Below are 25,225 nucleotides of genomic sequence, written 5' to 3' on the forward strand. Positions count from 1 at the left end.
TACAGTTATAATTTTAAATGACTGTTATACTAATCTTTGAGTTTGTTATTTTTATTTTAATTTAGTAATATTGAATAATTAAGGAAGTGTGATAATGAATTCTGTCAAAACAATAGCTGGCGTACCACTTTACAAAAAAATCTACTTAGATATCAAACAAAAGATTCAGCAAAACATTTTGAAAACTGATGAAAAATTACCGAGTGAACAATATTTGTGTCAAAAATATCAGGTTAGCAGAATAACAGTGCGTAAAGCTCTGAAATTATTGACTGATGAAGGACTAGTAGTTACTATCCAAGGAAAAGGCTCCTATGTCAATGTCAAAAAGCTGAGGGGAAGACTGGAACAAATTGAAGGCTTCTCAGAATTTTCTGAGTCTCGCTCTAAAACAAATAAAAAGATTATTTTAAAAAGAGAAATATTACAAAATTCTCAAATTGCTAGGATTTTGCAACTGTCTGAGCCAGCAGATTTAGTTTATATTAAAAGAATTTCTCAAACAGGAAATGAGCCTATGGCAATTGATGAAGCCTGGCTATCAGCTGAACGCTTTCCAGATTTGCTTACAAATATTCAGGAAGATACCTCACTATACCAATACCTAGCAGATAAGTACCATGAAACTTTAGCAAGTTCATATCGCGAAATCAGCACTATCTTACCCAGTAGTGAACAAGCTAGATTACTGGCATTAACTAATGTAGTACCACTTTTTGATGTAAACAAGACTGTTTATAATCAGTTTGATCAACCGCTAGAATTTTCTCATTATGTGGTAAGAGGAGATAAAATGGTTTATACTATCGACTCCAAAAATGACAGCAATATTTATCTTAACCACAAAAAGTAATTGTATTTAAAAAACTTTCCAATATTTAAAAACGATCAGTTGAAATGAATTCACCTGGTCGTTTTATTATTTTTTAGGCTTTAAATGTTGAGAGTAGGCACGAATATTATTTTGTACAAAAGCATGTGGCTGAGTTTGAAAAACACAATTAGGAAAGGAATGCTGCATAATAGCTTGACCTAAATTGAGTAGAACTAAATTATCAATTTCAACATTTTTATCAATATCTTGAGCAATTTCTCCTGTTTTTTGCATTTGTTCAAACTTTTCAGCTAAAATTTTTCTGATTAAATCGAGAAGATTTTTAATCACTGTTTGCAGTTCTGGCAAATTTTGAGATTCGCGAATACCAGTTAAAAACAAAGCTAGATGTTGCTTTATAAAATTTTGGTATACAATGGAAAAAATCATAATATCCTTATCTAAATCGCCAACTAACTGATAATTTTTATTGATCATTTGAATATCATCATGATACTTGGATATCAGTTGCTGCAAAATACCACGTTTGTCTTTAAAATGTCTGAACAAGGTGCTTTCATTAACTTGAGCGACTTGAGCAATTTTTTTAGTAGTGGTTCTTTGATAACCATTGTGAATTAATAATTGTGAGAAAGCTGTTAAGATTCTCTGTTCAACATTACCGCTCATTTTGGCCACCCACCTTAACTCAACTCTTTAAATTTCAATAATGGCTGTTTGTGTCTAATTGTAACAATTATCACATTAAGTAACAAGGCAAGTAATAGTAAAATTCCAACAATTTGTTAATGTTCTTATAATTTGCTACCATACATCAAGTTAAAATGATTGTATATTTCAAAGTAGACAGGTAAGAAATATTGAACTGTCATAAAGAAAACATTAAGCACTGCAGATAAAATATTCATGTTTCTAAAGTGACTTGATCATTGCTAAAATAAAAATCATAACTAGAAAAAATTCCAGTTATGATTCAAAAATTATTTAAGTGGGTTTGCTTATTTTGTTGCTAATAATAAAATTAAAAAGGCTAATGTATCAAATAAAAAGTGGACTAAAAAGCTGACCCAAATATTATGTGTTTTTATAAAAGCCCAGTTTAAAACTAAGCGTGTAAAAGCCAAACCTAAAATAACATAGCCTAAATTATAGTCATAAGTAGAAAGATGAAGTAAAGAAAAAATCAAGGCAGAGGCAATATTACCCCAAAATAGTGGGTGTACTAAATTAATAGAGTCAGCTAACTGGGTCACAGCTAATAAAGGCATGATTGCTAAAAATTCTTCGCCCAATATTTGGATAGCGCTGCTTATACGTTGATAGAGAAAAATTGGCCAAACATGTGGTGTCTTCATAGTCAATCCCGCAGCTGCATTGCCAGAAACAGAACCAAATAATTTTTGAGAAATTGTTCCTGATAACACAGATACGACATAGGCAAAGATAAAGAAAACAAGAATCCAAAGCCATTCTTTAGCATGTGGTATATGAAATAACTGATGCCATCTTTTACCAGTAGCAATTTGTACACCGATTATTTGAATTACTAAAAAAATGGTTACAATTAATAGCTGAAAACAAGCAGCTGTTAAAGAGGGATGATTCTCATCAAAAACTAAATAGTCTGGAACTTGTATACCAGGCATTATCAAACAGCAGTATGCAATTATGTTCGATAATAATATTAATAACCATTTTTTGCCAGATAAATGAAATGAATTTGTTAAATTATTTGTCATTGAAATTCGCCTTTTTATTTTTGATTTTATATTGGCAATCATAAAAATACAATCCCCAAGCTTGTGAAAAATAAAACATGATATTTTTGTATAACTATTTAATAAAATTTTGATATCTTAACTTAAAGGTGAATTTACCCAAATATAGACTAGTAGAACATGTGTTACAATTAATTATATCAAGATTGGAAAATCCATAAGTGGATTCTATTAAAATTTTGTTTATTTTCGCTTATATAATTATATATATATGCACAATAATTTAGATAGAATCATAAGGAGGTTGCTTATGAAAAATGTTACTATCAATAATCAGGTTCTGCCAGCTTTAGGGATTGGTACTTGGGAAATGGGGGATGACCCAGAAGTCAGAGAAGAAGAAATAACAGCTATTCGTTCAGGACTTGATGCTGGCTTAACAGTGATTGACACGGCTGAGATGTATGCCAATGGTCATTCGGAAGAACTAGTTGGTGAGGCGATAAAGCCTTATCAAAGATCACAAATTTTTTTAATATCTAAAGTATTGCCTCAAAATGCTTCTGCACATAAAATGCGACAAAGTTTGGCAGCTAGTCTTAGGAGGCTGCAAACTGATTATTTAGATCTGTACCTTTATCATTGGCGCGGAATGATTCCTCTGCCAGAAACAGTTTCAGAACTGCAGTCACTGCAGGATGAAGGACTTATTCGTGCCTGGGGAGTATCAAACTTCGACATAGATGATATGCAAGAACTCTGGCACGTGCCAAATGGTCAGAATTGCGTTGTTAATGAGGATTTGTATAATCTGGAGACTAGGGGAATTGAATTCAGTCTTTTGCCTTGGCAAAGAGAACATCATATTCCATTGATTGCATACAGTCCACTGGGTCGGGGACCTAAAATGGGTAGCACAATGATGAAAAATGAGGCGGTCATACAAGTGGCTGAAAAACACAAGGCAAGTCCTTATCAAATTTTATTGGCTTGGGTAATGCAACAGCCAGATGTTTTAGCGATACCAAAAAGTAGCAGTTCAAAGCACTTATTATCTAACCTTAATGCTTTAGATATTGAGTTAACAACTGAAGATTTAAATATTTTAGAACAAGCTTATCCGAAGCCAGATCATAAAGAGCCTCTGGCAATATATTAAAAAGACGGAAATGTTTCTTAACTAGTTGTGGGTATTCGAATTTTACTTGAGGCGAGTACTTCTTAACTAAAAAATGTGAGAATGCTCCGAGTAATAAATTTAACTGATAGTCTCAATAGGACTTATGGCAAAATATTACTGTATAGTCCCAATTTGCCAACTCTTCGACAGTCCACCAAAGGTAAAAGAGTGCCAGATAAAGTTCTAAAACTTTATTTGGTACTATATTATCAGTGTTCATTTTTGCTCTTTCTTAAAGTTTCTAATAAATATATTTTAATTGTGCCAAATTAAGTAAGTAATGTTAATTATTGAAAAATAGCAGCTAATATAGTTATTTGTTAGTCATAATCATTAAAAAACTAAAAAATAAAGTAAAAAAGCTTGAGTTCTCTCAGGCTTTTTCTGTACCCTTATACTAGGTAAGAAATTGGGAAGTTGAATAATGAAGAGTTTTTTGTTTCGTTTATATTTGGTGGCAATGAAATTAATTGCTCGTTTCACACCAGTGCAAGATAATAAAGTGGTTATACTTAATGGAGCTGGTAGATCGGGTTCAAATGGTTATTTATTTGGCAAATATTTGAAGAAAAATCATCCTGAATATGAAGTTATTACCATTGAACCATGGCCGTCTTCACATTTATCTTTAAAAACTTGGCGACAAATTGGTGCAGCAAAGTTTGTGTTAACGACACACCAACCATTTAAAGTTCATGCTAGACAAATTAATATTCAGTTCTGGCATGGTATCCCACTCAAGCGCATGGGATTTATGGCTAATAATACTAGTCTTAAAACTGATCAGCGTAATGCTAATTTATGGCAAAAAAATGCTGACGTTGTTTGCTCAAGCAGTGATTTATACGAAAGTCTAATGAGTGCCTGTTGCGCGATTGAAACTAACAAATATCGAAAAACTGGGTTTCCTCGTCTTGATGCCTTGAAAAATCCTGCTATTAGTAAAAAGAAATTATTAACTGACTTATTCAAAGCTGAGGATAATGATGCTCAAATTGGAATATACATGCCAACTTTTCGTTATGAAATGGATGATCGACAAATTATGACGCAAGTTGAGCAGGGTAATTTCTTTGCATTGCCTGATTTTGATGCTGTGAAGCTGAATAATTCTTTAAAAAAGAACCATCGGTTTTTAATAGTAAAGTTGCATCCCTATGAAATGAACCTGTTTAAACACCTGCGGAGCAGCTTTTCAAATATTGCCTTTCTCAATAACGACTATTTGTATCAACTTAATATTGATTTATATGAAATTTTAGGTAATACAGACTTTTTAATTACTGATTATTCTTCGATTTATTTTGATTATTTAAACATTGACAAACCAATCATATTTATTACCAATTATTTGAGGCAGTACGAAAAAAAGCGAGGACTTTTAATGGGTCCTTATGAAGAAATTGTGCCTGGACTATGTGTGAAAACGCAGCAGGAGCTGATTAAGGCACTTGTAATGCCTGATCAATTCAGTCAAAAGCGGCACTACTGGCTAAATTTAACTAATGAGGTGCAGGCTGATTCAAATTGTGAAAATGTATTTAAGTTGTTAAAAAATAGAGGGTAAATTGTGAAAAGAACATTTTTAAACATTCTATATAATGCGGTTTACCAAATATTTTTGGTATTAGTACCGTTAATAACCGTGCCTTACCTTTCCAGAATTTTGGGTCCTAAAACATATGGTATTTATAGTAATGTGAATAATATTGTTCAGTTCTTAATGATATTCTGTACACTGTCTGTGTCATATATTGGTATGAGAACAATTTCGCAGATTAGATCTTTCGGTAGTGAACAGGATTTAACCAAAGCTTTTTGGGGTCTGTGGTACTTTCAGGCTATTGCTGGTTTTGTGACAATTGCGTTAGTAATTGCTGTAACCAGTTTTTTCCATATTAAGTACGGTCAATATTTGTTATTAATGGTGCCTTACCTTATTTCAGCACAAGTAGATATTTCCTGGTTCTTTCAGGGACTGGCTGATTTTGGCCGAGTGGTTTTAAAAAATACTGCCGTTAAACTAGTATCTGTTATCTTGATTTTATTATGGGTTAAAAGTCCCGGTGATCTTTGGAAGTATATGTTGATTATGTCGGTTTCAACTATGTTGGGATCATTTGTCTTTTGGTTTGATATACACCGTTATGTAGGTGGGCCTGTCAAACACTTTTATCAATACCGTGCGACTGTTAAAGCAATCATCACTCTCTTGATTCCGCAAATTGCAACACAGATTTACACTTCACTTGACAAGCCTATTTTAGGACTTTTTCAGAATTCCACTCAGGTTGCTTTTTATGACAATTCACAAAGAATTTCCAATATGGTTTTGGGAATTGTAACCAGTATTTCCTTAGTGATTATGCCTAAAATGGCGGGTGAAGGAAAAAAAGAACAACGGGTTATTTTAAAAAAATCTTTGGAAGCGACAGTGATGCTGGGAACACTATTTGCAGTTATTATTATGGCTAATACTAAAGAATTTGTGCCTTTCTTTTTTGGGCATAAATTTATCCCAATGACGCCTTTGATGTTCTTCTTCACTTTGACCATCATAATGATTCCAACAGGTGGAGTTTTTGCTAACCAATTTGCACTTGCAAACCACCGAGACCGAGATTATGCCATTCCCGTTATAGTGGGAGCCATTTTAGAAGTAGTATTAAGCTATTTCTTGGATCAGTTTTATGGTGCAACGGGAGCAATGATTGCAATTTTAATTACCGAGTTTATAGTTTTGCTTTTACGACTATGGATTGTTCGGGATGGTTATGATTTTAAATATTCTTTTCGCGAAATTCCTAAATATTTTATAATTGCAATTATTGTTTTGACAGCGGGGATGCTTTTGCCACAAATGTTTTCATCAGCATTTCTTAACATGCTAGTCAAATCAATCATTATGTTTGTTTTGTATATCGCTTTAATGTTCTTGTTGAAACTAGACTTTAATCAAGACATAATTTTGCTATTGAAGAAATTTTTTACCAGAGGTTAAATTATGATTCCCAAAATAATTCACTATGTATGGGTGGGGGGCAACCCTAAGCCTAAAAATATTCAGCGTTGCATGAAAACTTGGACAAAGCATTTGCAAGACTACCAAATAATCGAATGGAACGAACAAAATTTTGATATCCACGAAAATAAATATGTCGAGCAGGCTTATCAAGCTAAAAAATGGGCATTTGTTTCCGACTATATTCGGGCTAAAGCAGTCTATGAAATGGGCGGCATTTATATGGATACTGACGTTTTAGTCTTGGACAATTTGCATGATTTATTAGGTAATAGGGCGTTTGTCGGTTTTGAAAATAAGGAAAATCCCTTTACGGCAGTATTTGGCGCCGAAAAAGGTCATCCATTAATTAAGGATATGCTTTCTTATTATGATGACCGTGATTTTACATTTGATAAGCAGGATCAATTGGCGGGAGTCAATACTGTATCGGTGTCTGATATTTTAAAAAATAAGTATAATGCTCAGCCCAATAACAAAGAACAGCAATTGCAGACCGGTATACACGTTTATCCGGATGGCGTACTTTGTAATCCTTCTGCGCAGTCAAAGACCATCCATGTTTTTACCGGAACATGGATGGAAGGAGCTAAGCCACTGAAAAGAAAAATAGTGACGGCTTTAAAAGTCAGGATCAAAACGAAAAAAGAGGCAGCACTATATGCCAAAGTTTTCAGATAATCTGACTGAAGAAGAATTACAGAACCTGGTGGCAGAAGTTTCTCTTAAGTATTTTGGCAGACAGTTTAAGCACCAAGTAAAAATTAATAAGCGCATGACAACAACTGGTGGTCGGTATCATTTAGATGATCACCACATTGAAATTAATGCGCATATTTTAGCTCCACAGTATCGTGAAGAATTGATTGGCATAATTAAGCATGAACTAACACATTATCATTTGCACTTAACTCATAAAGGATATCGCCACAAGGATCAAGATTTCAAGATTTTGCTTGATAAAGTAGGTGGTTCGCGATATGCCCCAGACATAGGTCTCAAACGCAAAAGAAAAGCAAAATATTTGTATGTTTGCACTATATGCGGACAACAGTTTGTGCGGGTTCGGCGCATTAATTTACGTTGCTATGGCTGTGGTAGATGCGGCGGTAGGTTAAAATTAGTCAGTTTTAAAAAAGTTAAATAGAAGCTAATTAACATATTTTGTTTGACAAACTGTTAGGTACCAAACTATAATTTAATTGTAAATTATATTAGGTACCTAACTTTTTATTACATAAAAGGAGCTTAATTATGAGTCAAACAAGTGATCAATTAATGAAACAACTTTATTTTATTTTGCGGGCTAGTCGTTACTATATGTTTCAAAACAAAGAACCGATATCGGGACAAAAACGGGTATTGGCTGTTTTAAAACTTGAAGACGGTTTAACCCAAAACTATTTAGCTGAAATTTTGGCTTTGAAACCTGGGTCTTTAGCTGAATTATTGAAAAAAATGGAACTAAAAGGTGATATCTCACGTGAAGTTGATGAGCAGGACAAACGAGTTAAACGTGTTTATCTAACAGCAGCTGGGAAAGAAAAGGCTGCCAAGCTGGCTGAATTAAAAGACAAGCAAGATACCGAGCCTTTCTTTGCCGGTTTGACTGCGGAAGAGCAGGAGCAATTTGGTCAATATCTGCAAAAAATTGCTGCTGGCTGGGATGAGGATTTTAAGGAAAAAGCCACTGACTTTGTTGATCCTGCCTACCGCATGGAAAGGATTAAAAAATGGCGTAAATATGCTGAAGACCATGAATTCTCCAAGTCTGATATGCGAGACATGTGTCGTCACATGTATAGGGGACATCACTGCCATCATGACATTGAACCACGTGACTTTACCAAAAATTGTTACAATTATGATAAAATGCACAAATATAATCGGGACTTTTGGCGTAAATTCTGGCATAATGAAAATGAAGAATTATAATTAGCAAGATAAGATAAAGAGTTTTTCAATTATTGAAAAACTTTTTTATTTAGTCTAACTAAGGAAAGCCGGTATCTTTTATGGCATTCAAGTCACTTAAAGATAAAACACAAAGTGTTAAATTCAGTGATTTTTTAAACTTGTTAAGAAGTTTGAATGTTAAAAAATCGTTATTTGCAATAGGGCTGTTTCTCAGTCTGATCACAAGTGTAGCAAATTTAGTATTGCCACTATTGACAAGAGAATTAGTGGATACGAGCAAGTGGGATAATTTTAATTACTCGAGCTTAATTATTATTATCGTTGTTTTTGTTCTACAATTAATTTTAGGAACACTTGGGGGATTTGTTCTGCGCTATTTTGGTGAAAGCGTAGTTAAGAGCCTTCGTGAACGCTTATGGGGACATCTTTTAAAGCTGCCTGTAAGTTATTTTGATGTTACCAAAGTAGGTGAAAGCAGTTCTCGCTTGGTTAATGATACGGGAATTATTAAAGATTTGCTGGCTTCTCAATTTCCTAACTTTATTACTGGCGCAATACAACTCTTTTTCTCATTAATCATTTTATTTGTGATGGATTGGCAAATGGCTACCTTAATGTTTACTGTGATTCCTATTGTGGTAGTAATTTTATTGCCAATTGGTCGCATTATGGTGAGACTTGGTCGTAAATTGCAGTCAGAAACAGCTAAATTTAACGGTGATGTCAGTGAAAAATTGTCTGAAGTACGTTTAATTAAATCCAGTAATGGCGAAAAGTATGAACAAGAATCGGGTAACCACAGGATCAAGAAGATTTTTACTATTGGCGTACTAGATGCTCGTGTTGAAGCTATTTTGCAGCCGATTATCATGACTTTAATGATGGCGGCTTTTGCAGGCATTCTGGCATTTGGTATTATTCGCGTAGGTCAGGGTTCTTTGACCAGTGGTTCTCTTGTAGCATTCTTACTATATCTGTTTAACGTGATTGCACCAGTTGCTAATTTTGCAACTTTCTTTTCACAGATACAAAAAGCCTTGGGTTCAACTGAACGCATACAAGCAATTTTACAAATTGAACCTGAAAAGAATTTAAGTTATCATACTTTTGATTTGAGTAATAAAACGTTGACGGCACAAAACGTTAGTTTTAGTTATGTTAAAAACGAACCCGTTTTACAATCTATTTCATTTGTTTCAAAACCCAACTCTGTAATTGCCTTTGTGGGACCTAGTGGTGGTGGCAAATCAACCATTTTTGCCTTATTAGAACGCTTTTATCAGCCTGAAAGTGGCAAATTCACTATTGGGGATGAAAATATTCAGGATATTGACCTGGCAAATTGGCGCTCCCAAATAGGCTATGTTTCTCAGAACAGTGCTATTTTTTCCGGAACGATCCGGCAAAATTTGGTTTACGGTTTGACCAGAGATATGACTGACGATGATCTTTGGCATGGGCTTGCATTGGCATACGCCGATCAATTTGTGCGTGAATTTCCTGATCAAATGGAAACTGAAATTGGTGAACGTGGAATTAAACTATCTGGTGGTCAGAAACAACGTTTAGCTATTGCCAGAGCCTTTTTGCGTAATCCTAAAATCTTAATGTTGGATGAAGCAACGGCAAGTCTGGACTCAGAATCTGAGGGGAAGGTGCAACAAGCTCTTGATAAACTAATGGTCAATAGAACCACATTGGTTATCGCACACCGCCTGGCTACGATAGTTAATGCTGATCAAATTTATTTTGTAGAGAACGGTAAAATTACAGGTCATGGTACTCACCACGAATTAATGCAAAATCACAGTTTGTATGCCAAGTATGTAAATGAGCAAATGGTCGATTAAACCTTTTTAGACAAAATGAGTAAGAAAAGTCTTGTGTTAAATTTAATTTTGGGTTATAGTATTGAATGTGTTGCGGGCATGGCGGAATGGCAGACGCGCAAGACTAAGGATCTTGTGATCGCTTTTAGATCGTGGAAGTTCGAGTCTTCTTGCCCGCATTTTTTAATGGAGCTTTGGCTCCATTTTTTTGTATACTTAATTATAAATGAGCAAAATTGTTATGTTAGCTTACTACTTTTATTTTAAAAATTAATTACATTGCATAATTTATACTCAAGAGAGGTTATACTTAAGAAGAGATTTTTAAAGCAAGGGAAAACAAATGGCGAGAAAACGAAAAAGCAAAAAATTATCTAATACAGCGATCATCATTCGAACATTTATAATTCTATTTTTATTGATTATTGCTTTTGCAACTTTTCGTTATTATCGCAGACAGGCAATTCAATCAGAGCAGATTAGACAGGAGCAGCTTGCTCGAGAACAGGCAAGGCAGAAGATCATCAGGCAACATAAAGCTTTTATCAGAGAAATAGGTCCGATAGCTAAAGAAGTAGATAAATCCTTCGATCTCTTGCCAAGCATCACGATTGCTCAGGCCTGCCTTGAAAGTGATTATGGCAAAAGCGACCTTTCACAAAAATACAATAACCTATTTGGCGTCAAAGGAAATAATCCTAATACTTCGGCAGTACTAAAAACCAAAGAGTTTGAAAAAGGTAAATGGGTAGTTGTTAAAGCTCGTTTTCAAATTTATGATTCCTATGAAGCTTCTATAAGGGCTCATGCCAGGCTATTTCAGAAGGGGACAACTTGGGATGCAAATCAATATCGTCACGTTCTGGCTGCTAAGAACTATCAAACGCAGGCTCGTGCTTTAGTTAAAGACGGTTACGCAACAGACCCCAATTATGCCGACAAATTAATTAAGTTAATCGAAGAATACGATCTTGCACGTTTTGATAAATAGAATGCAATCAACTCAAAATATGGTCATGATTTTTGGTACAATAGAATAGTTAAAAAATTTTTGGGGTGAAAGAATTCAAAATGAGCGCAGAATCAATTTTAGCAGGTTTAAATCCACAGCAAAAAAAGGCAGTGCAGATTACTGAAGGACCATTATTAGTTGTTGCAGGAGCAGGTTCAGGGAAAACTTCCGTTTTAACCAGAAGAATTGCTTACCTTGTTGCTGAAAAAGGAATTGCGCCGTGGAATATTTTGGCCATCACTTTTACCAATAAGGCTGCCACTGAAATGAGAGAGCGTGAGCATAAATTATTGGGACAACAGGCTGACAGTATCTGGATGTCTACCTTTCACGCTCTTTGTGTGCGAATATTAAGGCGAGATGCAGAAAAAATTGGTTATACCAGTAATTTTTCTATTGCTGATTCGGCGGAACAGCTTACTTTAATTAAGCATATTCAAAAAGAACAAAATATTAATCCTAAAATGTACGAACCACGCAGGATTTTATCTGCTATTTCTAATGGCAAAAACGATTTACTTACTCCAGATGCATATTCTGCCAGCGCTTCTTCACCTTTTGAAAAAGTAACTGCCCAAGTTTATCAGGAATATCAAAAACGTTTAAAGAATGATCAAATTATGGATTTTGATGATTTGATCATGCAGACCTTAGTTCTGTTTAAAACTGATCCTACAGCTTTGCATTTTTACCAAAATAAGTTTCGCTATTTACTGGTTGATGAATACCAGGATACCAACCAGGCACAATATGAATTGTGTCATGCATTAGCTGCACAATATAAAAATATTTGCGTTGTGGGAGACGCGGATCAGTCTATCTATGGCTGGCGCGGTGCTAATATGGAAAATATCATGAATTTTGAAAAAGATTATCATGATGCAGGTGTTCAAACCGTTAAACTGGAGCAAAATTACCGTTCAACTGGCCATATTTTGGCAGCTGCTAATGCAGTAATTACGAATAATAGCAACCGTAAGGCTAAAAAATTATGGACTGACCAAGGTGAAGGAGCAAAAGTAACTTATTATCGTGCTCAAAGTGGCGATGATGAAGCTCACTTTATTATTTCTAAAATTCAAGAAGAGGTAAAAGAAAAAAGACGCTCTTACCATGATTTTGCGGTATTATATCGTACTAATGCCCAGTCTCGAACGGTCGAAGAGTCATTCGTAAAGTCAAACGTGCCTTACCAAATAGTCGGTGGTCATAAGTTCTATGACAGAAAAGAAATCATGGATGTTATGGCTTATCTGAAATTGGTTGCTAATCCGAGCGATTCAATGAGTTTTAACCGCATTATTAACACCCCTAAACGTGGTATTGGACCAGTTAGTGTCAGACGTTTTCTAGATTTTGCCCGTGAAAATAATTTGTCGATTCTAGGAGCTTTTGATCACCTTAATATGTCGGGCGTTACTGCTCGGGCAGCGGCCAAACTGAGTGATTTTGGCGCTAAACTACGCGATGCGATTAATTTTGCCAGAGATCATAGCGTTACCGGGCTAACAGAAAAAATACTGCAGGATTTTGGCTATACAGCTGCTCTTAAGGCAGAACACACAATTGAATCTGAAACCAGACTAGAAAACTTGGATGAATTTTTGTCTGTTACGAAACGTTTTGATGATGAATATGAAGAAAATGATGACAGTGATGAGACCGAAAATGCTCTTAGTGACTTTTTAGCGGAAGTTTCTCTTTTAAGTGACCAAGATGATTTAGCTAATAATGATGATCAGGTGGCATTAATGACATTACACGCTGCCAAAGGACTGGAATTTCCTGTTGTCTTTTTAGTGGGGATGGAAGATGGACTTTTTCCTTTATCACGTTCATTAATGGAAGACGACCAGTTAGAAGAAGAACGTAGATTGGCATATGTTGGAATTACCAGAGCTAAGCGCGAACTATTCTTAACTAATGCATATTCGCGTATGATGTATGGTCGAATGCAGAATAATCCGCCATCCAGATTTTTGGAAGAAATTGATCAAGATGATCTGGATATTGAAAATTCAGTTCCAATTACTTTTTCAAATGACAATTACCAGACACAAACTGCTCCCTTTGCTAATAGCGATGAACGAGCCCGTGCACAGGTTTACACTCCTAAAATCAAACCTGCTGGTGCAGTTGGAGCTGAGAAAAAGGGATGGAATGTTGGTGATCAAGTAGAACATAAATCTTGGGGAAGAGGCGTTGTAACTAAGGTTAATGGTAAAGGCGAAGACATGGAGCTAGATATTGCATTCAGTGGCAAAGGAATTAAGCGGCTTCTAGCAGCATTTGCACCAATTAAAAAGGTATAATTAAAGTAAAAGTAAAAAATACTATTTTTTAATCAGGAGGAAGAAAATGGCAGATTTAACTCTTGATGAGGCCAGAAAAGAAGTTTCTGCGCTAAGAGATAAGCTAGATGAATGGGCAAATGCATATTATACAAAAGACACACCTGAAGTTGAAGATAATGTGTATGATAAAAACTATAATCGTTTAGTTGAACTTGAACAGGAATTTCCGCAGCTGGTGTCGCAAGATTCAATTACCCAAAAGGTTGGGGGTCAGATTGACAATCAGTTTGCTAAGGTTAATCACGAAATTCCGATGTTATCAATGGGTGATGTCTTTTCAAAAGAAGAATTACAAGAATTTGATGACAGAGTACAAAAACAGATTGGTCATGAGGTTGCTTATAACGTCGAATTAAAAATTGACGGTTTATCAATTGCACTTGAATATACTAACGGTAAATTAACCAGAGCTTCCACTAGAGGTAACGGTCAAGTAGGTGAAGACGTTACTCCTAATGCTCGCTATATTGCAGATATTCCCCAAACTTTACCTGAAAAATTGACAACGGAAGTACGGGGCGAATGTTATATGGGCAAAGAGCCTTTTGCAAAGCTTAATGCAGAACGTGATGAAAAGGGAGAAACAACTTTTGCCAATCCGCGTAACGCTGCAGCTGGGTCTTTGAGGCAACTGGATGCCAGTATTACCAAGCACCGTCATTTAAGTACGTTTATTTATACTTGGGTTAATCCACCAGCAGAAATTACCAGTCAACACCAGGCTATTGAAAAAATGACTCAGCTTGGTTTTCATACCAACCAAACTGGGCGCAGAATTGCTAAAATGTCTGATATTTTTGCTTTTATTGATGAATTTACTGCAAAAAGAAATTCACTTGATTATGGCATTGATGGTATCGTCTTAAAAGTTGACGATCTGGATTTACAACAAGAACTGGGAAACACGGTTAAAGTGCCTCGTTGGGAAATAGCTTATAAGTTCCCACCAGAAGAGCAAGAAACTGTGGTTCATGAAATCAAATGGACCGTTGGTCGTACTGGTGTCGTAACGCCTACTGCTATCATGGATCCTGTGCAACTTGCTGGTACCACAGTTTCACATGCAGTTTTGCATAACGCCGATTTGTTGCAACAAAAAGATGTTCGTATTGGTGATACCGTTATGCTTCATAAAGCGGGTGACATTATTCCTGAAATTTCAGAAGTGGTGCTGGCTAAACGGCCTAAGGATGCCCAGCCGTATCCAATTCCGACAAAGTGCCCATCGTGTGGTGAAAAACTGATTCATCTAAAAGATGAAGTGGCTTTGCGTTGCGTTAATCCGTCTTGTCCCGCTCAAATTGAAGAAGGAATTACTCACTTTGCTTCAAGACCTGCAATGAATATTGATGGTTTAGGACCCAAAATTGTGCGACAGCTAATTAAGAACGATTTGGTACATAATGTGGCTGATTTATATCATTTAAATGCATCTGATTTAGCAAAACTAGATCATTTCAAAGATAAATCCATCAGCAATTTATTAAATGCAATAAATAATTCGAAAAGAAATTCAGTCGAATTATTGTTAACTGGACTGGGTATTGATCATGTTGGTGCTAAAGCTGCACGTTTGATTGCACAAAAGTTTAAAAATATGGCAAAGATTATGGCAGCGGACGTGCAAGATGTGGCTGCAATAGATACAATAGGCATGACAATTGCAGAATCTTTGACTACTTATTTTGCTCAAGATGAAGTCGTAGATTTAGTCAATGAACTTAAAAATAGCGGCCTTAATATGGATTATCTTGGTGCAGGTCCAGAAGAAACTGAGTCTATTCCAGATAATTACTTTAAAGATAAGACTGTTGTTTTAACAGGGACTTTGGCTCACTATACTAGAAGTGAATTTACTAAAAAATTGCAATCTTTAGGTGCAAAAGTAACTAGTTCTGTTTCTGGTAAAACAGACTATGTCATTTATGGTCAGGATGCTGGTTCCAAATACTCCAAGGCTCAGAAACTGGGTGTACCATTATTGACTGAGGAAGAAGCAATTGCTCAAGTTAAATAAAGGACCATTTAAAGTGAAAAAATACTTGCATATATTAGCGCTTTTAGGAATATCATTATGTTTGACGGCTTGTGGAAACTTGAAAAATTCTGACTTGGCGAATAATGCTAAAACATCTTCTAATTCCAATTCTAAAACTTATCAAACTACTGATACTGGTAACAATGGATATACTGTTTTGCTTAAAAACGGACACTATGTAACTAGCCCAATATCTGGTTTAACAGCAACTAATAATGATAATTCGGTGGATACCAGAGAATTAGAACGAGGTTTGGTTCAGATTTCTAAGGGTGTTTATTCAACCAATTCTTATGTTTTTCAAGAAGGTCAGTATATTTCTGCCAACATGGCTAATGAATGGTTAGGGCGCAAGTCAAAGTCAAATCCCAATGGTCTGAATCCTGAGGCTGGAACTAAGAAAAATTATCAGCCGTATTACATAGAAGAAATACTTGAACAAGATTTTTTGACAGGATCCGGTTCGAATTATCATATTGGCGGTATTAGCGTTGGTCTTGCTCTTAATTCTATTGATTACTATCAAAAGAAAAAAGATGGTCCTGAATATCAAGCCCAAATATCGCGTGCAAAGCAAAAGCAATATGGCCAAGCAGCAGCTGAGCAAGTCGTAGCTCGCTTGCGGAAGAAAAAATCGTTAAAGAAAATTCCAATCACTGTTGGTCTTTTTGCAAAAGAAAGCAAGGATTCGTTAGTTGCTGGAACTTACTTTTTGAGTGGGACAGCGGCTGCTAATAGTAGTAAAATAACTAAATGGAAAACTATTAATACTCAATCTGAAGTTTTGCCTACTGTTGGTGGTAAAAAAGCGATCAACAGCAGTGATGCTTCCAGTTTCAATAGTTTTAAAGAATCTATTCAAAATTATTTCCCTAATATCAGTGGTGTAACGGCAACTTTACGATATGAAAATGGTAAATTAGCTCAGGAAAATATTTCAATTACTACCCAGTTTTATGGGTATGAGCAAATTCAAAGTTTTACGAGACTTGTTTTATCAACTGCAAAGAAGTATTTGGCTAATAACGTGCCAATTGAAATTAAAATTGGCTCTGTTAATGACATCCAAGCTTTAGTTGCCAAGGAAACAGGGGATAGTAGTTATCAAGTCCATATTTATGGTGGCGAATAAGGAGGTATATTTGCGTGGAAATTACAGAAGATACAATTAAACACGTTGCGACTTTGTCGCGACTTGAAATTGATGAAAAAGATATCAGCAAAGTAACTGAACAAATGAGTTCAATTATTAATATGGCAGATCAATTGTCAGAAGTTAATACCGATGGCGTTAAAGATACAGTTCAGGTTGTTGATCGTGATACTGTTTTTAGAGAAGATAAGCCTGAACACTGGCAAGACAGAGATGAATTAATGAAAAATGTTCCTGACCAAGCTAATGGCTTCATTAAGGTTCCAGTAATTATTAACAAGGATGAGGACGAGTAATGAATTATTTAAATGAAGATATTGACTCTTTAAATGAAAAGCTTGCCCAAGGAACTTTGTCTGCAGACAAATTAGCGCAAGATACAATCGATAATATTAAAAAAACAGATGACAAGTTGAATGCCTGGATTACTGTTCAAGAAGATGCCAAACCAGCAAGTAATCTTGATTTTAATCAAAATAAACTTGCTGGTATTCCGATTGCTATTAAAGATAACATTATAACTGATGGTGTTAAGACCACAGCTGCCAGTCATATTTTGGACAATTATATTCCAGTATATGATGCAACGGTCATTGAAAGGCTGAAAAAAGCACAAGTGACTTTCGTGGGCAAAACCAATATGGATGAATTTGCGATGGGTTCTTCTACGGAGCACTCATACTTTGGCATCACCCATAATCCGTGGAATCTGGATAAGGTACCGGGCGGTTCATCGGGCGGTTCAGCAGTTGCTGTTGCTTCTGGGCAAGTTGTAGCAGCGTTAGGATCTGATACTGGTGGTTCAATCAGACAGCCTTCTGCATTTAACGGTATTTTTGGTATTAAGCCGACATATGGTCGAGTTTCACGTTGGGGTTTAATTGCATTTGCTTCTTCATTAGATGAAATTGGTGTGATGAGTAAGAGAGCAAAAACTTCTGCTCAAGTTTTAAATGTTATTGCAGGTAGTGACGATCATGACTCTACTCTTTCAACTAGAGCAGTGCCTGATTTTACCAAATATATTGGTCAAGATGTTAAGGGGATGCATGTAGCAGTAGTTAAAGAATATATGGCTGCAGTAGATGGTGATATGCGTTCTGTTCTGCAAGAACAAATTGATGCTCTGGAAAAAGCAGGTGCTATTATCACCGGGGTATCTTTACCTTTAACAAAATATGCAGTTCCCGACTACTACATCATTGCTTCAAGTGAAGCTTCGTCAAACTTGCAAAGATTTGATGGTATTCGTTACGGCTACCGGGCTCAAAATACTAAGAACTTACTAGATGTTTACGTTAAATCTCGTTCAGAAGGTTTTGGCGAAGAAGTTAAGCGGCGGATTATGCTGGGTTCTTTTGCTCTTTCAGCTGGATCTTATGATCGTTTCTTTAGACAAGCATCTAAAGTGAGAACGTTAATTTGTGATGAATTCGATAAGATTTTCGCTGAAAATGATGTTATTGTGGGACCAACGACGACAACTCCTGCTTTTGGCATCGGCAGTGAAATTTCTGATCCAATCAAAATGTACAACAATGATATTTTGACAATTTCAGCGAATTTAGCTGGAATTCCTGCTGCAAGTGTTCCAGCCGGTTTAGTTGACGGAATGCCTGTAGGTCTGCAAATTATGGCCAAAAGATTCGATGAAGGCAGCATTTTCCAAGTAGCTGACTTTATTGAAAGAACTAATAAGTTTTATGAAAAAACACCAACTGGAATGGAGGATTAACTGATGAATTTTAAATCAACGATTGGGTTCGAAGTTCACTTTGAATTAAAAACTAAAAGTAAGATTTTTTCACCTTCACCAGTAAGTTATGGTGCAAAGCCCAACACGGAAACAAATGTAATTGATTGGGCAATGCCGGGTGTTTTACCTTACGTTAACAAGGACGTTTACCGTTTAGGCATTATGGTTGCATTGGCAACACATGCTCATATTTTGCCAACTACTCATTTTGATCGGAAAAATTATTATTACCCAGATAGCCCTAAGGCTTACCAAATCACCCAATTTTTCCAACCACTAGCTCGTGATGGCTATGTTGAAATTGAATCTCACGGTAAGAAAAAGCGTATCGGCATTCATGAAATGCACATCGAGGAAGATGCCGGTAAAAATACTCATGGTACAAACGGTTATTCCTATGTTGACTTAAACCGTCAGGGTGTTCCTTTACTTGAAGTTGTTTCTGAACCAGAAATTGCTGATCCTGATGAAGGCTATGCCTATCTTGAAAAATTACGTAAAATTGTTCAGTTTACAGGAGCTTCCGATGTTAAGATGGAAGAGGGATCAATGCGTGTTGATACCAATATTTCCATTAGACCCGCTGGCCAAAAAGAGCTGGGTACTAAAGTTGAAATGAAAAACCTGAACTCATTTGAACATGTGCGTAAATCTTTGGCATATGAAGAAAAGCGGCAAGCACAAGTTCTCCTTTCTGGTGGTCGCGTTCAACTTTCAACTCGGCGTTTTGATGAAGCAACTGGTAAAACTGTTTTGGAACGTGTCAAAGAAGGCGATGCAGATTACCGTTACTTCCCTGAACCTGATATTGCTCCTGATCATATCAGCCAAGAGTGGATTGATGAAATCAAATCAACTTTGCCACGCTCAGCTGAAGAACGATACAACCAATACGTGAATGAATTTGGTTTAAAAGAATACGATGCTAATGTTCTTCTGCAAACTAAAGAAAGTTCAGACTTCTTTGATCAGACTGTTGCTGCTGGAGCTGATCCGCAACTTGCTGCCAACTGGATGAATACCCAAGTTAATGGTTATTTGAATGATAATCGCGTTGAACTTGCTGATATTAAGTTGACACCAGAGCATTTGGCTGCCATGATTAAGTTGATTAAAGATGGCACAATTTCTTCTAAGATTGCTAAAAAGGTTTTTGCAGAGACAATTGCTAATGGAACCGATCCTAAGAAATATGTTGAAGACAAAGGTATGGTTCAGTTATCTGATACCAGTGTCTTGGCACCTATGGTTAAAGAAGTTGTTGATAACAACCCACAATCAGTAGAAGACTTTAAGAACGGTAAAGACCGTGCGATTGGCTATCTTGTCGGCCAGTTGATGAAACAGACTAGGGGTAAGGCAAATCCAAAGGTAATTAATAAGTTACTGAATGAAGAATTGCAGAAGCGTTAAGTAAGTTTTGAAATAATAAGGGTAGAAATTATGACTGAAAAAGCAAGATTGATCTATAATCCTGTATCTGGTCACGAACAGATGCCTAAAAATGTCGCGGATATATTGGACGTTTTGGAACAAGCTGGATATGAGGCAAGTGCATTTAGAACTAGGCCGGAAAAGCAGAGTGCGCAAAAAGAAGCAACTCGAGTAGCTAATGAAGGTTTTGAATTGATTGTTGCCGCTGGTGGTGATGGCACTATCAATGAAGTAGTAAACGGCATTGCTTATTTAGAGAAAAGACCTAAGATGGCAATTATTCCTGCCGGTACAACTAATGATTATGCTCGTGCTCTACATATTCCACGAAATGATATTGCCGAAGCAACAAAAGTTATTCTCAAAAATAAAACTCGTAAAATGGACATAGGTCAAGCGACTTTTGCCAAAGATATTCAGTATTTCGTCAATATTGCAGCTTGTGGCTCACTAACCGAATTAACTTATGGAGTTCCTTCAGAAGTAAAGTCTGCTCTGGGTTATACTGCTTATTTAATTAAAGGTGCTGAAATGTTGCCTCATTTGACTGAAAATGAACTGCGTCTGACATATGATGAGGGCGTATATGAGGGCAAGCTTTCAATGCTATTGCTTGGAATGACTAATTCTATTGGTGGTTTTGAACAAATAATGCCTGATGCTGAACTAAGTGACGGTTTATTCCAACTAATAATTGTTAAGCCGTCTGATCCAGTAAAATTACTGAAATTGATGGCTTTGGCATTAAACGGCAAGCATGTAGATGACCCAGACATTATTTACACCAAGACACGTAGCTTAAAGATTGAATTAATGGGTAAAAGCAAGGGAGAGAAGTTGCCAGTTAACCTTGATGGTGAAATTGGTGATTATTGTCCTGTTACCTTTAAAAATTTACAACAACGAATTGAATTTTTTGTTGGTGAATAATTAAAACACAAAGAAAGAGCAACTACTGTTAATAGCAGCTGCTCTTTTTGCTTGTTAATAAAATCTATTAGCTGCGGCTATTGCCACTGCCACCAAAGATTTCTAGCAAGAACATAAAAATATTAATGAAATCAAGGTAAAGTTGCAATGCACCGAGAACTGCTAAACCATTAGTTGAAACTTGATCACCGTAATTACTGTAAATTGCTTTCATTCGGTTAGCATCACTAGCAACTAAGCCCGTGAAAAGAATGACACCGATAAATGAGAAGACATAGGTAACGGCAGGGCTACGTAAAAACATATTAACTACCCAGGCAACAACGAAACCAAGTAAAGCAGCACTTAAGTATGAATTCCAATTGCTAAGATCCCTTTTAGTAAAAGTACCAAACAAGGCCATGGCAATAAACACGGCAGCTGCTGAAACAAAAGCAGTGGTGATTTGGGTGCCGGTATAAAAGCCGGCAATTAAGGCAAACTCAAAGCCGTAAATTGCTGATAATATTGTTAACATTACTAAACTGGCAACTGGACTACGATCTGCCTTAAAGCTAATTCCCATTGATAAGCCAAAAGGTACAAATAAAATGAGCCACATCATGGCCACTGGCATATTCATCACAGCGCTTCTGAATACAGTCATTGTTAAGTAAGCAGCTAATGCAGAAATCAGCACGGCACCACCCATGAGAGCATACATTTTAGTTAAAAAAGTATTAGTTTCGGAGATGGTGTGGATTTGGCGCCTATCTGAATTGGTATCATAATTATTCATGAAAAACGTCCTTTCTTTAATTGATTAGTATTAAAAGTAACACAGAGTAAAGTAAGTGTGAAGGGAAAAAACTGAAATTAATTCAATATTAAGAATACGGCATGTACATTACTTTTGCTGGGATTTTTAGTAAAATAGATATATTGATTAGTGTTTGTAAAAAAGGACAAAATATGGAAAAAAATCAAATAATTAAACTTGAAATTACCGACTTATCATATGAAGCTATGGGAGTAGCCCATTATGAAGGGATGACGGTATTCGTTATCAATGCTTTACCGGGAGAAACGGTAGAAGCCAAGATCTTAAAAGTCAAAAAGAGTTTTGCTTTTGCTAAAATCGAGCAAATCGTTAAGGAAAGTCACGACCGGGTTAATATTAAGCTCAACCAGTGGGTTCAAACCGGCTTGGCATCTTTAGCACACGTTAAATACGATAAGCAACTGGAATTTAAACGTAATCAAGTAGTAAATTTACTGCAAAAAGCACATTTAGATGATGTAAAAGTGGGAGACACCTTGCCTAGTCCAGAACAAACTGGCTATCGCAACAAGGCACAAGTGCCGGTTCGTGACGTTAAAGGCCAGCTTGAAATTGGCTTTTTCAGAAAACATTCACATGATTTAGTGCCACTGACTAATTTCTTTACTACTGATCCTGAAATTGACCGCGTTTTAGTTGCTGTGCGTGACATTTTAAGACAATATCGTGTTCCAGCTTACGATGAAATTCATAATCAGGGTGAAGTCCGGTACTTGGACATTCGCCGCAGTAAAGCGACTGGTGAAATTATGGTCATCTTGGTTTGTCTGCACAAGGATTTTCCGCAACTACCTAAAGTGGCTGATGCAATTAAGCAAATTGACGGTGTTACTAGCTTAGTCTTGAACTATAACCCGAAGAAGACCAACGTTATCTTGGGCAAAGTTGATTATTTGATCTTTGGTAAACCACAAATTACGGATCAAATAGGTGATGTTAAGTTTAAGATTTCCCCTGAGAGTTTCTTTCAAATTAATTCACTGCAAACTCCCCGCTTATATGATTTAGCTATCAAAAAAGCTGATTTAAAGCCTGATGATATCGTGATTGATGCTTATTCTGGTATTGGAACTATTGGTTTAAGTGTTGCTAAACACGTTAAATCGGTCCGTGGAATTGAAAGTGTGTCTGACGCGGTGAAAGATGCCAATAATAATGCTAAGTTGAATGGTATCAATAATGCGAAATACGTGACTGGTAAAGCTGAAGAAGTGATGCCAAGATGGGCAGCAAAGGGGATAAAAGCCGATGTCATCTTTGTCGACCCACCAAGAAAAGGTTTAACACCTGAATTTATTGAAGCAGCAGTAAAAACTAGTCCAAAGAAAATTGTTTATATCTCATGCAATCCCGCAACCATGATTCGTGACCTGCAGGAATTTATGAATGATGGGTATACCTTTAATCAAATCGATCCTGTTGACATGTTTCCACAAACACCGCATGTAGAGGCGGTGACGGTACTGGAACGGACTAGGAAATAAGTACTAAATGCTTGTATAGTGGGCATTTTAATAGAATAAAAGCGTACTAATTCTTTTTTAATGAGTGGAATTGGTACGCTTTTTTGTTTTCTACCAAGTAATATCTTAATTTTTTGGACTTCTTGACGTTTTGAGATAACAGTGTTATATTGCAAATTGCAGATAACGATGTTATTCAAGGAGGTATGTAATTTGGACAACACACAAGATAAAATCATTCAAGCAACTGTAGAATGGATTGAAACAGATGATTATAAGAACTTATCGATGCGAAAATTAGCAGCAAAAATAGGAATGACTACTGGCGCCATTTATAAATACTTTCAAAACAAGGATGAGTTGTTTTACCAAGTGTCGATTAAATTATCACAGCAATTTTCTGAACAACTGATTACTACTTCTGAGAGTTCACCAAAGGATGAATTACTTTCATTAGCTAATGAATTCTGTAAGTTGAGCAAGGAACAGGCGAAGCTAATCAACTTCCTATTTTTTAATTCGAGTTTGCAGAATTTTTACCAACATGCTAATCATGATTTTCAATTTTACGATCAGGTAATGAAGTTAGTTCATCAGATAAATAGTGGTGGAGTTACTGATCAACAATTCTTTACACAGATTTGGGCTTTTATTCAAGGATATTCGTTGTTAATCATAAACGGGGTTGCTGAATATGAACCTATTTTAGTTGAAAAAACTCTCAATGAAATGATTGGAGGTAGCAAAAAATGATTTTGATAATTTATTGCCATCCCTATGATCAAAGCTTTAATCATGCTGAACTCGAAGTAATTAAGGAAAATTTAAGTGCTGCTCATCACAAATACGAAATAGTTGATTTGTATGCTGATCATTTTAATCCAGTATATTCAAAAGAAGAATTGAGGCTCTATCATCAGGGTCAAACTACCGATCCTCTAGTTACTAAATACCTAAAACTATGTCAACAAGCGAATACCGTGATTTTTATTACACCCTTTTGGTGGAATGATGTTCCCGGGATGCTAAAAGGTTTTATTGACAAGGTGATGAAAGAAGGGGAAGGTTTATCACATACTGTTACTAAAATAGGAGTGAAGGGTGAGCTGGCTAACGTTAAACATTGCTATGTGTTTACCACTTCGACTTCACCAACATGGTATATTCGTTTCTTTTTAGGTAATGCTATTAAAAAAATTTTCATTAACAAAACTTTACGCCAATTAGGGTTTCGGCATTGTTATTGGCAGAATTTTGGTGGTATTACTAATTCTTCGCTTGAACGAAGGAGGAAATACTTAACAAATTTACAATATCAGTACTTTAGATAATAGAATCATATTGCTTAAGAAAAATTCTTAATATTTTTGAATAAATCTTTTTTCTAAGTATTTAAAAGTTGTGAAATGTTACAGAAATTAAGATTAATAAAAAATTTGCACTTGTTCACATAGATTTTTAACTACGTAATGATATGAGCTATTCAGTTATAGTGGATGCAAAAGTAAATAAACTGCTAATTGAAACTATAATACTGCGCACAAATTTTGGAAAGTAAAAAAAATAAAATTGATTCAATTAATAGATTTAATGTAATGACTAACTATTTTACTATTAAATTTATGGAAAATGATTATAAATTATCATCTAATGTTGCAATTAGAATTTTTGATTTATAGGAATTTTAAAAGATCCTTTAAATATAATTATATTTATACAGTTGCTATGTTTTCTAAAAACTTACTTTTGAAAAGGATAGAGCAT

General features: G+C 35.7%; 22 protein-coding genes and 1 tRNA gene. 20 read left to right on the plus strand and 3 right to left on the minus strand.

Going from position 1 to position 25,225, the window contains the following annotated elements:
• The first annotated feature begins 94 nt into the window (after positions 1 to 94).
• Complete coding sequence (locus LACWKB10_RS00300; protein ID WP_034977200.1) at positions 95 to 853, plus strand: GntR family transcriptional regulator; 759 nt, start codon at positions 95 to 97, stop codon at positions 851 to 853.
• 66 nt (positions 854 to 919) lie between these two features.
• On the opposite strand, the gene LACWKB10_RS00305 is transcribed toward LACWKB10_RS00300, so the two are convergent.
• Both LACWKB10_RS00305 and LACWKB10_RS09775 read right to left on the minus strand, forming a co-directional pair.
• The gene (locus tag LACWKB10_RS00305) at positions 920 to 1,504 is read right to left on the minus strand and encodes a TetR/AcrR family transcriptional regulator (protein ID WP_034977202.1); all 585 of its coding nucleotides are present in this window, start codon (positions 1,502 to 1,504) and stop codon (positions 920 to 922) included.
• 329 nt (positions 1,505 to 1,833) lie between these two features.
• Positions 1,834 to 2,574, minus strand: a complete 741-nt coding sequence (locus LACWKB10_RS09775; protein ID WP_161779297.1) for a CPBP family intramembrane glutamic endopeptidase — start codon at positions 2,572 to 2,574, stop codon at positions 1,834 to 1,836.
• A gap of 289 nt (positions 2,575 to 2,863) precedes the next feature.
• Here LACWKB10_RS09775 and LACWKB10_RS00315 point away from each other — a divergent pair, with 289 nt between their 5' ends.
• From LACWKB10_RS00315 to LACWKB10_RS00390, 16 genes are all read left to right on the plus strand, one after another.
• Positions 2,864 to 3,712 (plus strand): aldo/keto reductase, encoded by an 849-nt coding sequence (locus LACWKB10_RS00315; RefSeq protein ID WP_034977205.1) that lies wholly within the window; start codon positions 2,864 to 2,866, stop codon positions 3,710 to 3,712.
• Positions 3,713 to 4,157: 445 nt separating this feature from the next.
• Entirely contained in the window at positions 4,158 to 5,300 is a 1,143-nt protein-coding gene (locus LACWKB10_RS00320; protein ID WP_034977209.1) for a CDP-glycerol--glycerophosphate glycerophosphotransferase, read from the plus strand.
• 3 nt (positions 5,301 to 5,303) lie between these two features.
• Positions 5,304 to 6,734, plus strand: a complete 1,431-nt coding sequence (locus LACWKB10_RS00325; protein ID WP_034977212.1) for an oligosaccharide flippase family protein — start codon at positions 5,304 to 5,306, stop codon at positions 6,732 to 6,734.
• A 3-nt stretch (positions 6,735 to 6,737) separates the two neighbouring features.
• Positions 6,738 to 7,436 (plus strand): glycosyltransferase family 32 protein, encoded by a 699-nt coding sequence (locus tag LACWKB10_RS00330; RefSeq protein WP_034977215.1) that lies wholly within the window; start codon positions 6,738 to 6,740, stop codon positions 7,434 to 7,436.
• A 1-nt stretch (position 7,437) separates the two neighbouring features.
• Complete coding sequence (locus LACWKB10_RS00335; protein WP_034977769.1) at positions 7,438 to 7,902, plus strand: SprT family protein; 465 nt, start codon at positions 7,438 to 7,440, stop codon at positions 7,900 to 7,902.
• Between the two features lie 107 nt (positions 7,903 to 8,009).
• A complete protein-coding gene (locus LACWKB10_RS00340; protein ID WP_052060224.1) occupies positions 8,010 to 8,690 on the plus strand; it encodes a MarR family winged helix-turn-helix transcriptional regulator in 681 nt (226 codons plus the stop codon).
• Between the two features lie 80 nt (positions 8,691 to 8,770).
• Positions 8,771 to 10,522: an ABC transporter ATP-binding protein gene (locus tag LACWKB10_RS00345; protein ID WP_034977218.1), complete on the plus strand. Its 1,752-nt coding sequence runs from the start codon at positions 8,771 to 8,773 to the stop codon at positions 10,520 to 10,522.
• 72 nt (positions 10,523 to 10,594) lie between these two features.
• Positions 10,595 to 10,680, plus strand: a tRNA-Leu gene (locus LACWKB10_RS00350).
• Between the two features lie 164 nt (positions 10,681 to 10,844).
• On the plus strand, positions 10,845 to 11,492 hold the full coding sequence (locus tag LACWKB10_RS00355; RefSeq protein WP_034977220.1) for a glycoside hydrolase family 73 protein: 648 nt from the start codon (positions 10,845 to 10,847) through the stop codon (positions 11,490 to 11,492).
• Between the two features lie 80 nt (positions 11,493 to 11,572).
• Positions 11,573 to 13,825 (plus strand): DNA helicase PcrA, encoded by a 2,253-nt coding sequence (pcrA, locus tag LACWKB10_RS00360; RefSeq protein WP_034977223.1) that lies wholly within the window; start codon positions 11,573 to 11,575, stop codon positions 13,823 to 13,825.
• A 46-nt stretch (positions 13,826 to 13,871) separates the two neighbouring features.
• The gene (ligA, locus tag LACWKB10_RS00365; RefSeq protein WP_034977226.1) at positions 13,872 to 15,884 is read left to right on the plus strand and encodes an NAD-dependent DNA ligase LigA; all 2,013 of its coding nucleotides are present in this window, start codon (positions 13,872 to 13,874) and stop codon (positions 15,882 to 15,884) included.
• 13 nt (positions 15,885 to 15,897) lie between these two features.
• Positions 15,898 to 17,037: a CamS family sex pheromone protein gene (locus LACWKB10_RS00370; RefSeq protein WP_034977775.1), complete on the plus strand. Its 1,140-nt coding sequence runs from the start codon at positions 15,898 to 15,900 to the stop codon at positions 17,035 to 17,037.
• Between the two features lie 14 nt (positions 17,038 to 17,051).
• Complete coding sequence (gene gatC, locus LACWKB10_RS00375) at positions 17,052 to 17,354, plus strand: Asp-tRNA(Asn)/Glu-tRNA(Gln) amidotransferase subunit GatC (RefSeq protein WP_034977228.1); 303 nt, start codon at positions 17,052 to 17,054, stop codon at positions 17,352 to 17,354.
• A complete protein-coding gene (gene gatA / locus LACWKB10_RS00380) occupies positions 17,354 to 18,793 on the plus strand; it encodes an Asp-tRNA(Asn)/Glu-tRNA(Gln) amidotransferase subunit GatA (RefSeq protein ID WP_034977230.1) in 1,440 nt (479 codons plus the stop codon). The genes gatC and gatA overlap by 1 nt, the downstream gene beginning before the upstream one ends.
• 3 nt (positions 18,794 to 18,796) lie before the next feature.
• The gene (gatB, locus tag LACWKB10_RS00385) at positions 18,797 to 20,227 is read left to right on the plus strand and encodes an Asp-tRNA(Asn)/Glu-tRNA(Gln) amidotransferase subunit GatB (RefSeq protein ID WP_034977233.1); all 1,431 of its coding nucleotides are present in this window, start codon (positions 18,797 to 18,799) and stop codon (positions 20,225 to 20,227) included.
• 30 nt (positions 20,228 to 20,257) lie between these two features.
• On the plus strand, positions 20,258 to 21,178 hold the full coding sequence (locus LACWKB10_RS00390; protein ID WP_034977237.1) for a diacylglycerol kinase family lipid kinase: 921 nt from the start codon (positions 20,258 to 20,260) through the stop codon (positions 21,176 to 21,178).
• Between the two features lie 67 nt (positions 21,179 to 21,245).
• Here LACWKB10_RS00390 and LACWKB10_RS00395 read toward each other — a convergent pair whose 3' ends face one another.
• On the minus strand, positions 21,246 to 21,956 hold the full coding sequence (locus LACWKB10_RS00395) for a Bax inhibitor-1/YccA family protein (protein WP_034977239.1): 711 nt from the start codon (positions 21,954 to 21,956) through the stop codon (positions 21,246 to 21,248).
• A gap of 173 nt (positions 21,957 to 22,129) precedes the next feature.
• Between LACWKB10_RS00395 and rlmD the strand changes: the two genes are divergently transcribed.
• The 3 genes from rlmD (at position 22,130) to LACWKB10_RS00410 (ending at position 24,792) form a co-directional block, all read left to right on the plus strand.
• The gene (rlmD, locus tag LACWKB10_RS00400; protein WP_034977242.1) at positions 22,130 to 23,482 is read left to right on the plus strand and encodes a 23S rRNA (uracil(1939)-C(5))-methyltransferase RlmD; all 1,353 of its coding nucleotides are present in this window, start codon (positions 22,130 to 22,132) and stop codon (positions 23,480 to 23,482) included.
• Positions 23,483 to 23,674: 192 nt separating this feature from the next.
• Positions 23,675 to 24,214 carry a TetR/AcrR family transcriptional regulator gene (locus LACWKB10_RS00405; protein ID WP_052060225.1) on the plus strand — a complete coding sequence of 180 codons (540 nt, stop codon included), beginning with the start codon at positions 23,675 to 23,677 and terminating at the stop codon, positions 24,212 to 24,214.
• Entirely contained in the window at positions 24,211 to 24,792 is a 582-nt protein-coding gene (locus LACWKB10_RS00410; protein WP_034977248.1) for an NAD(P)H-dependent oxidoreductase, read from the plus strand. The genes LACWKB10_RS00405 and LACWKB10_RS00410 overlap by 4 nt, the downstream gene beginning before the upstream one ends.
• Positions 24,793 to 25,225: the final 433 nt, after the last annotated feature.

Source organism: Lactobacillus sp. wkB10, from assembly GCF_000760615.1.
GTDB classification, from domain to species: Bacteria; Bacillota; Bacilli; order Lactobacillales; family Lactobacillaceae; genus Lactobacillus; species Lactobacillus huangpiensis.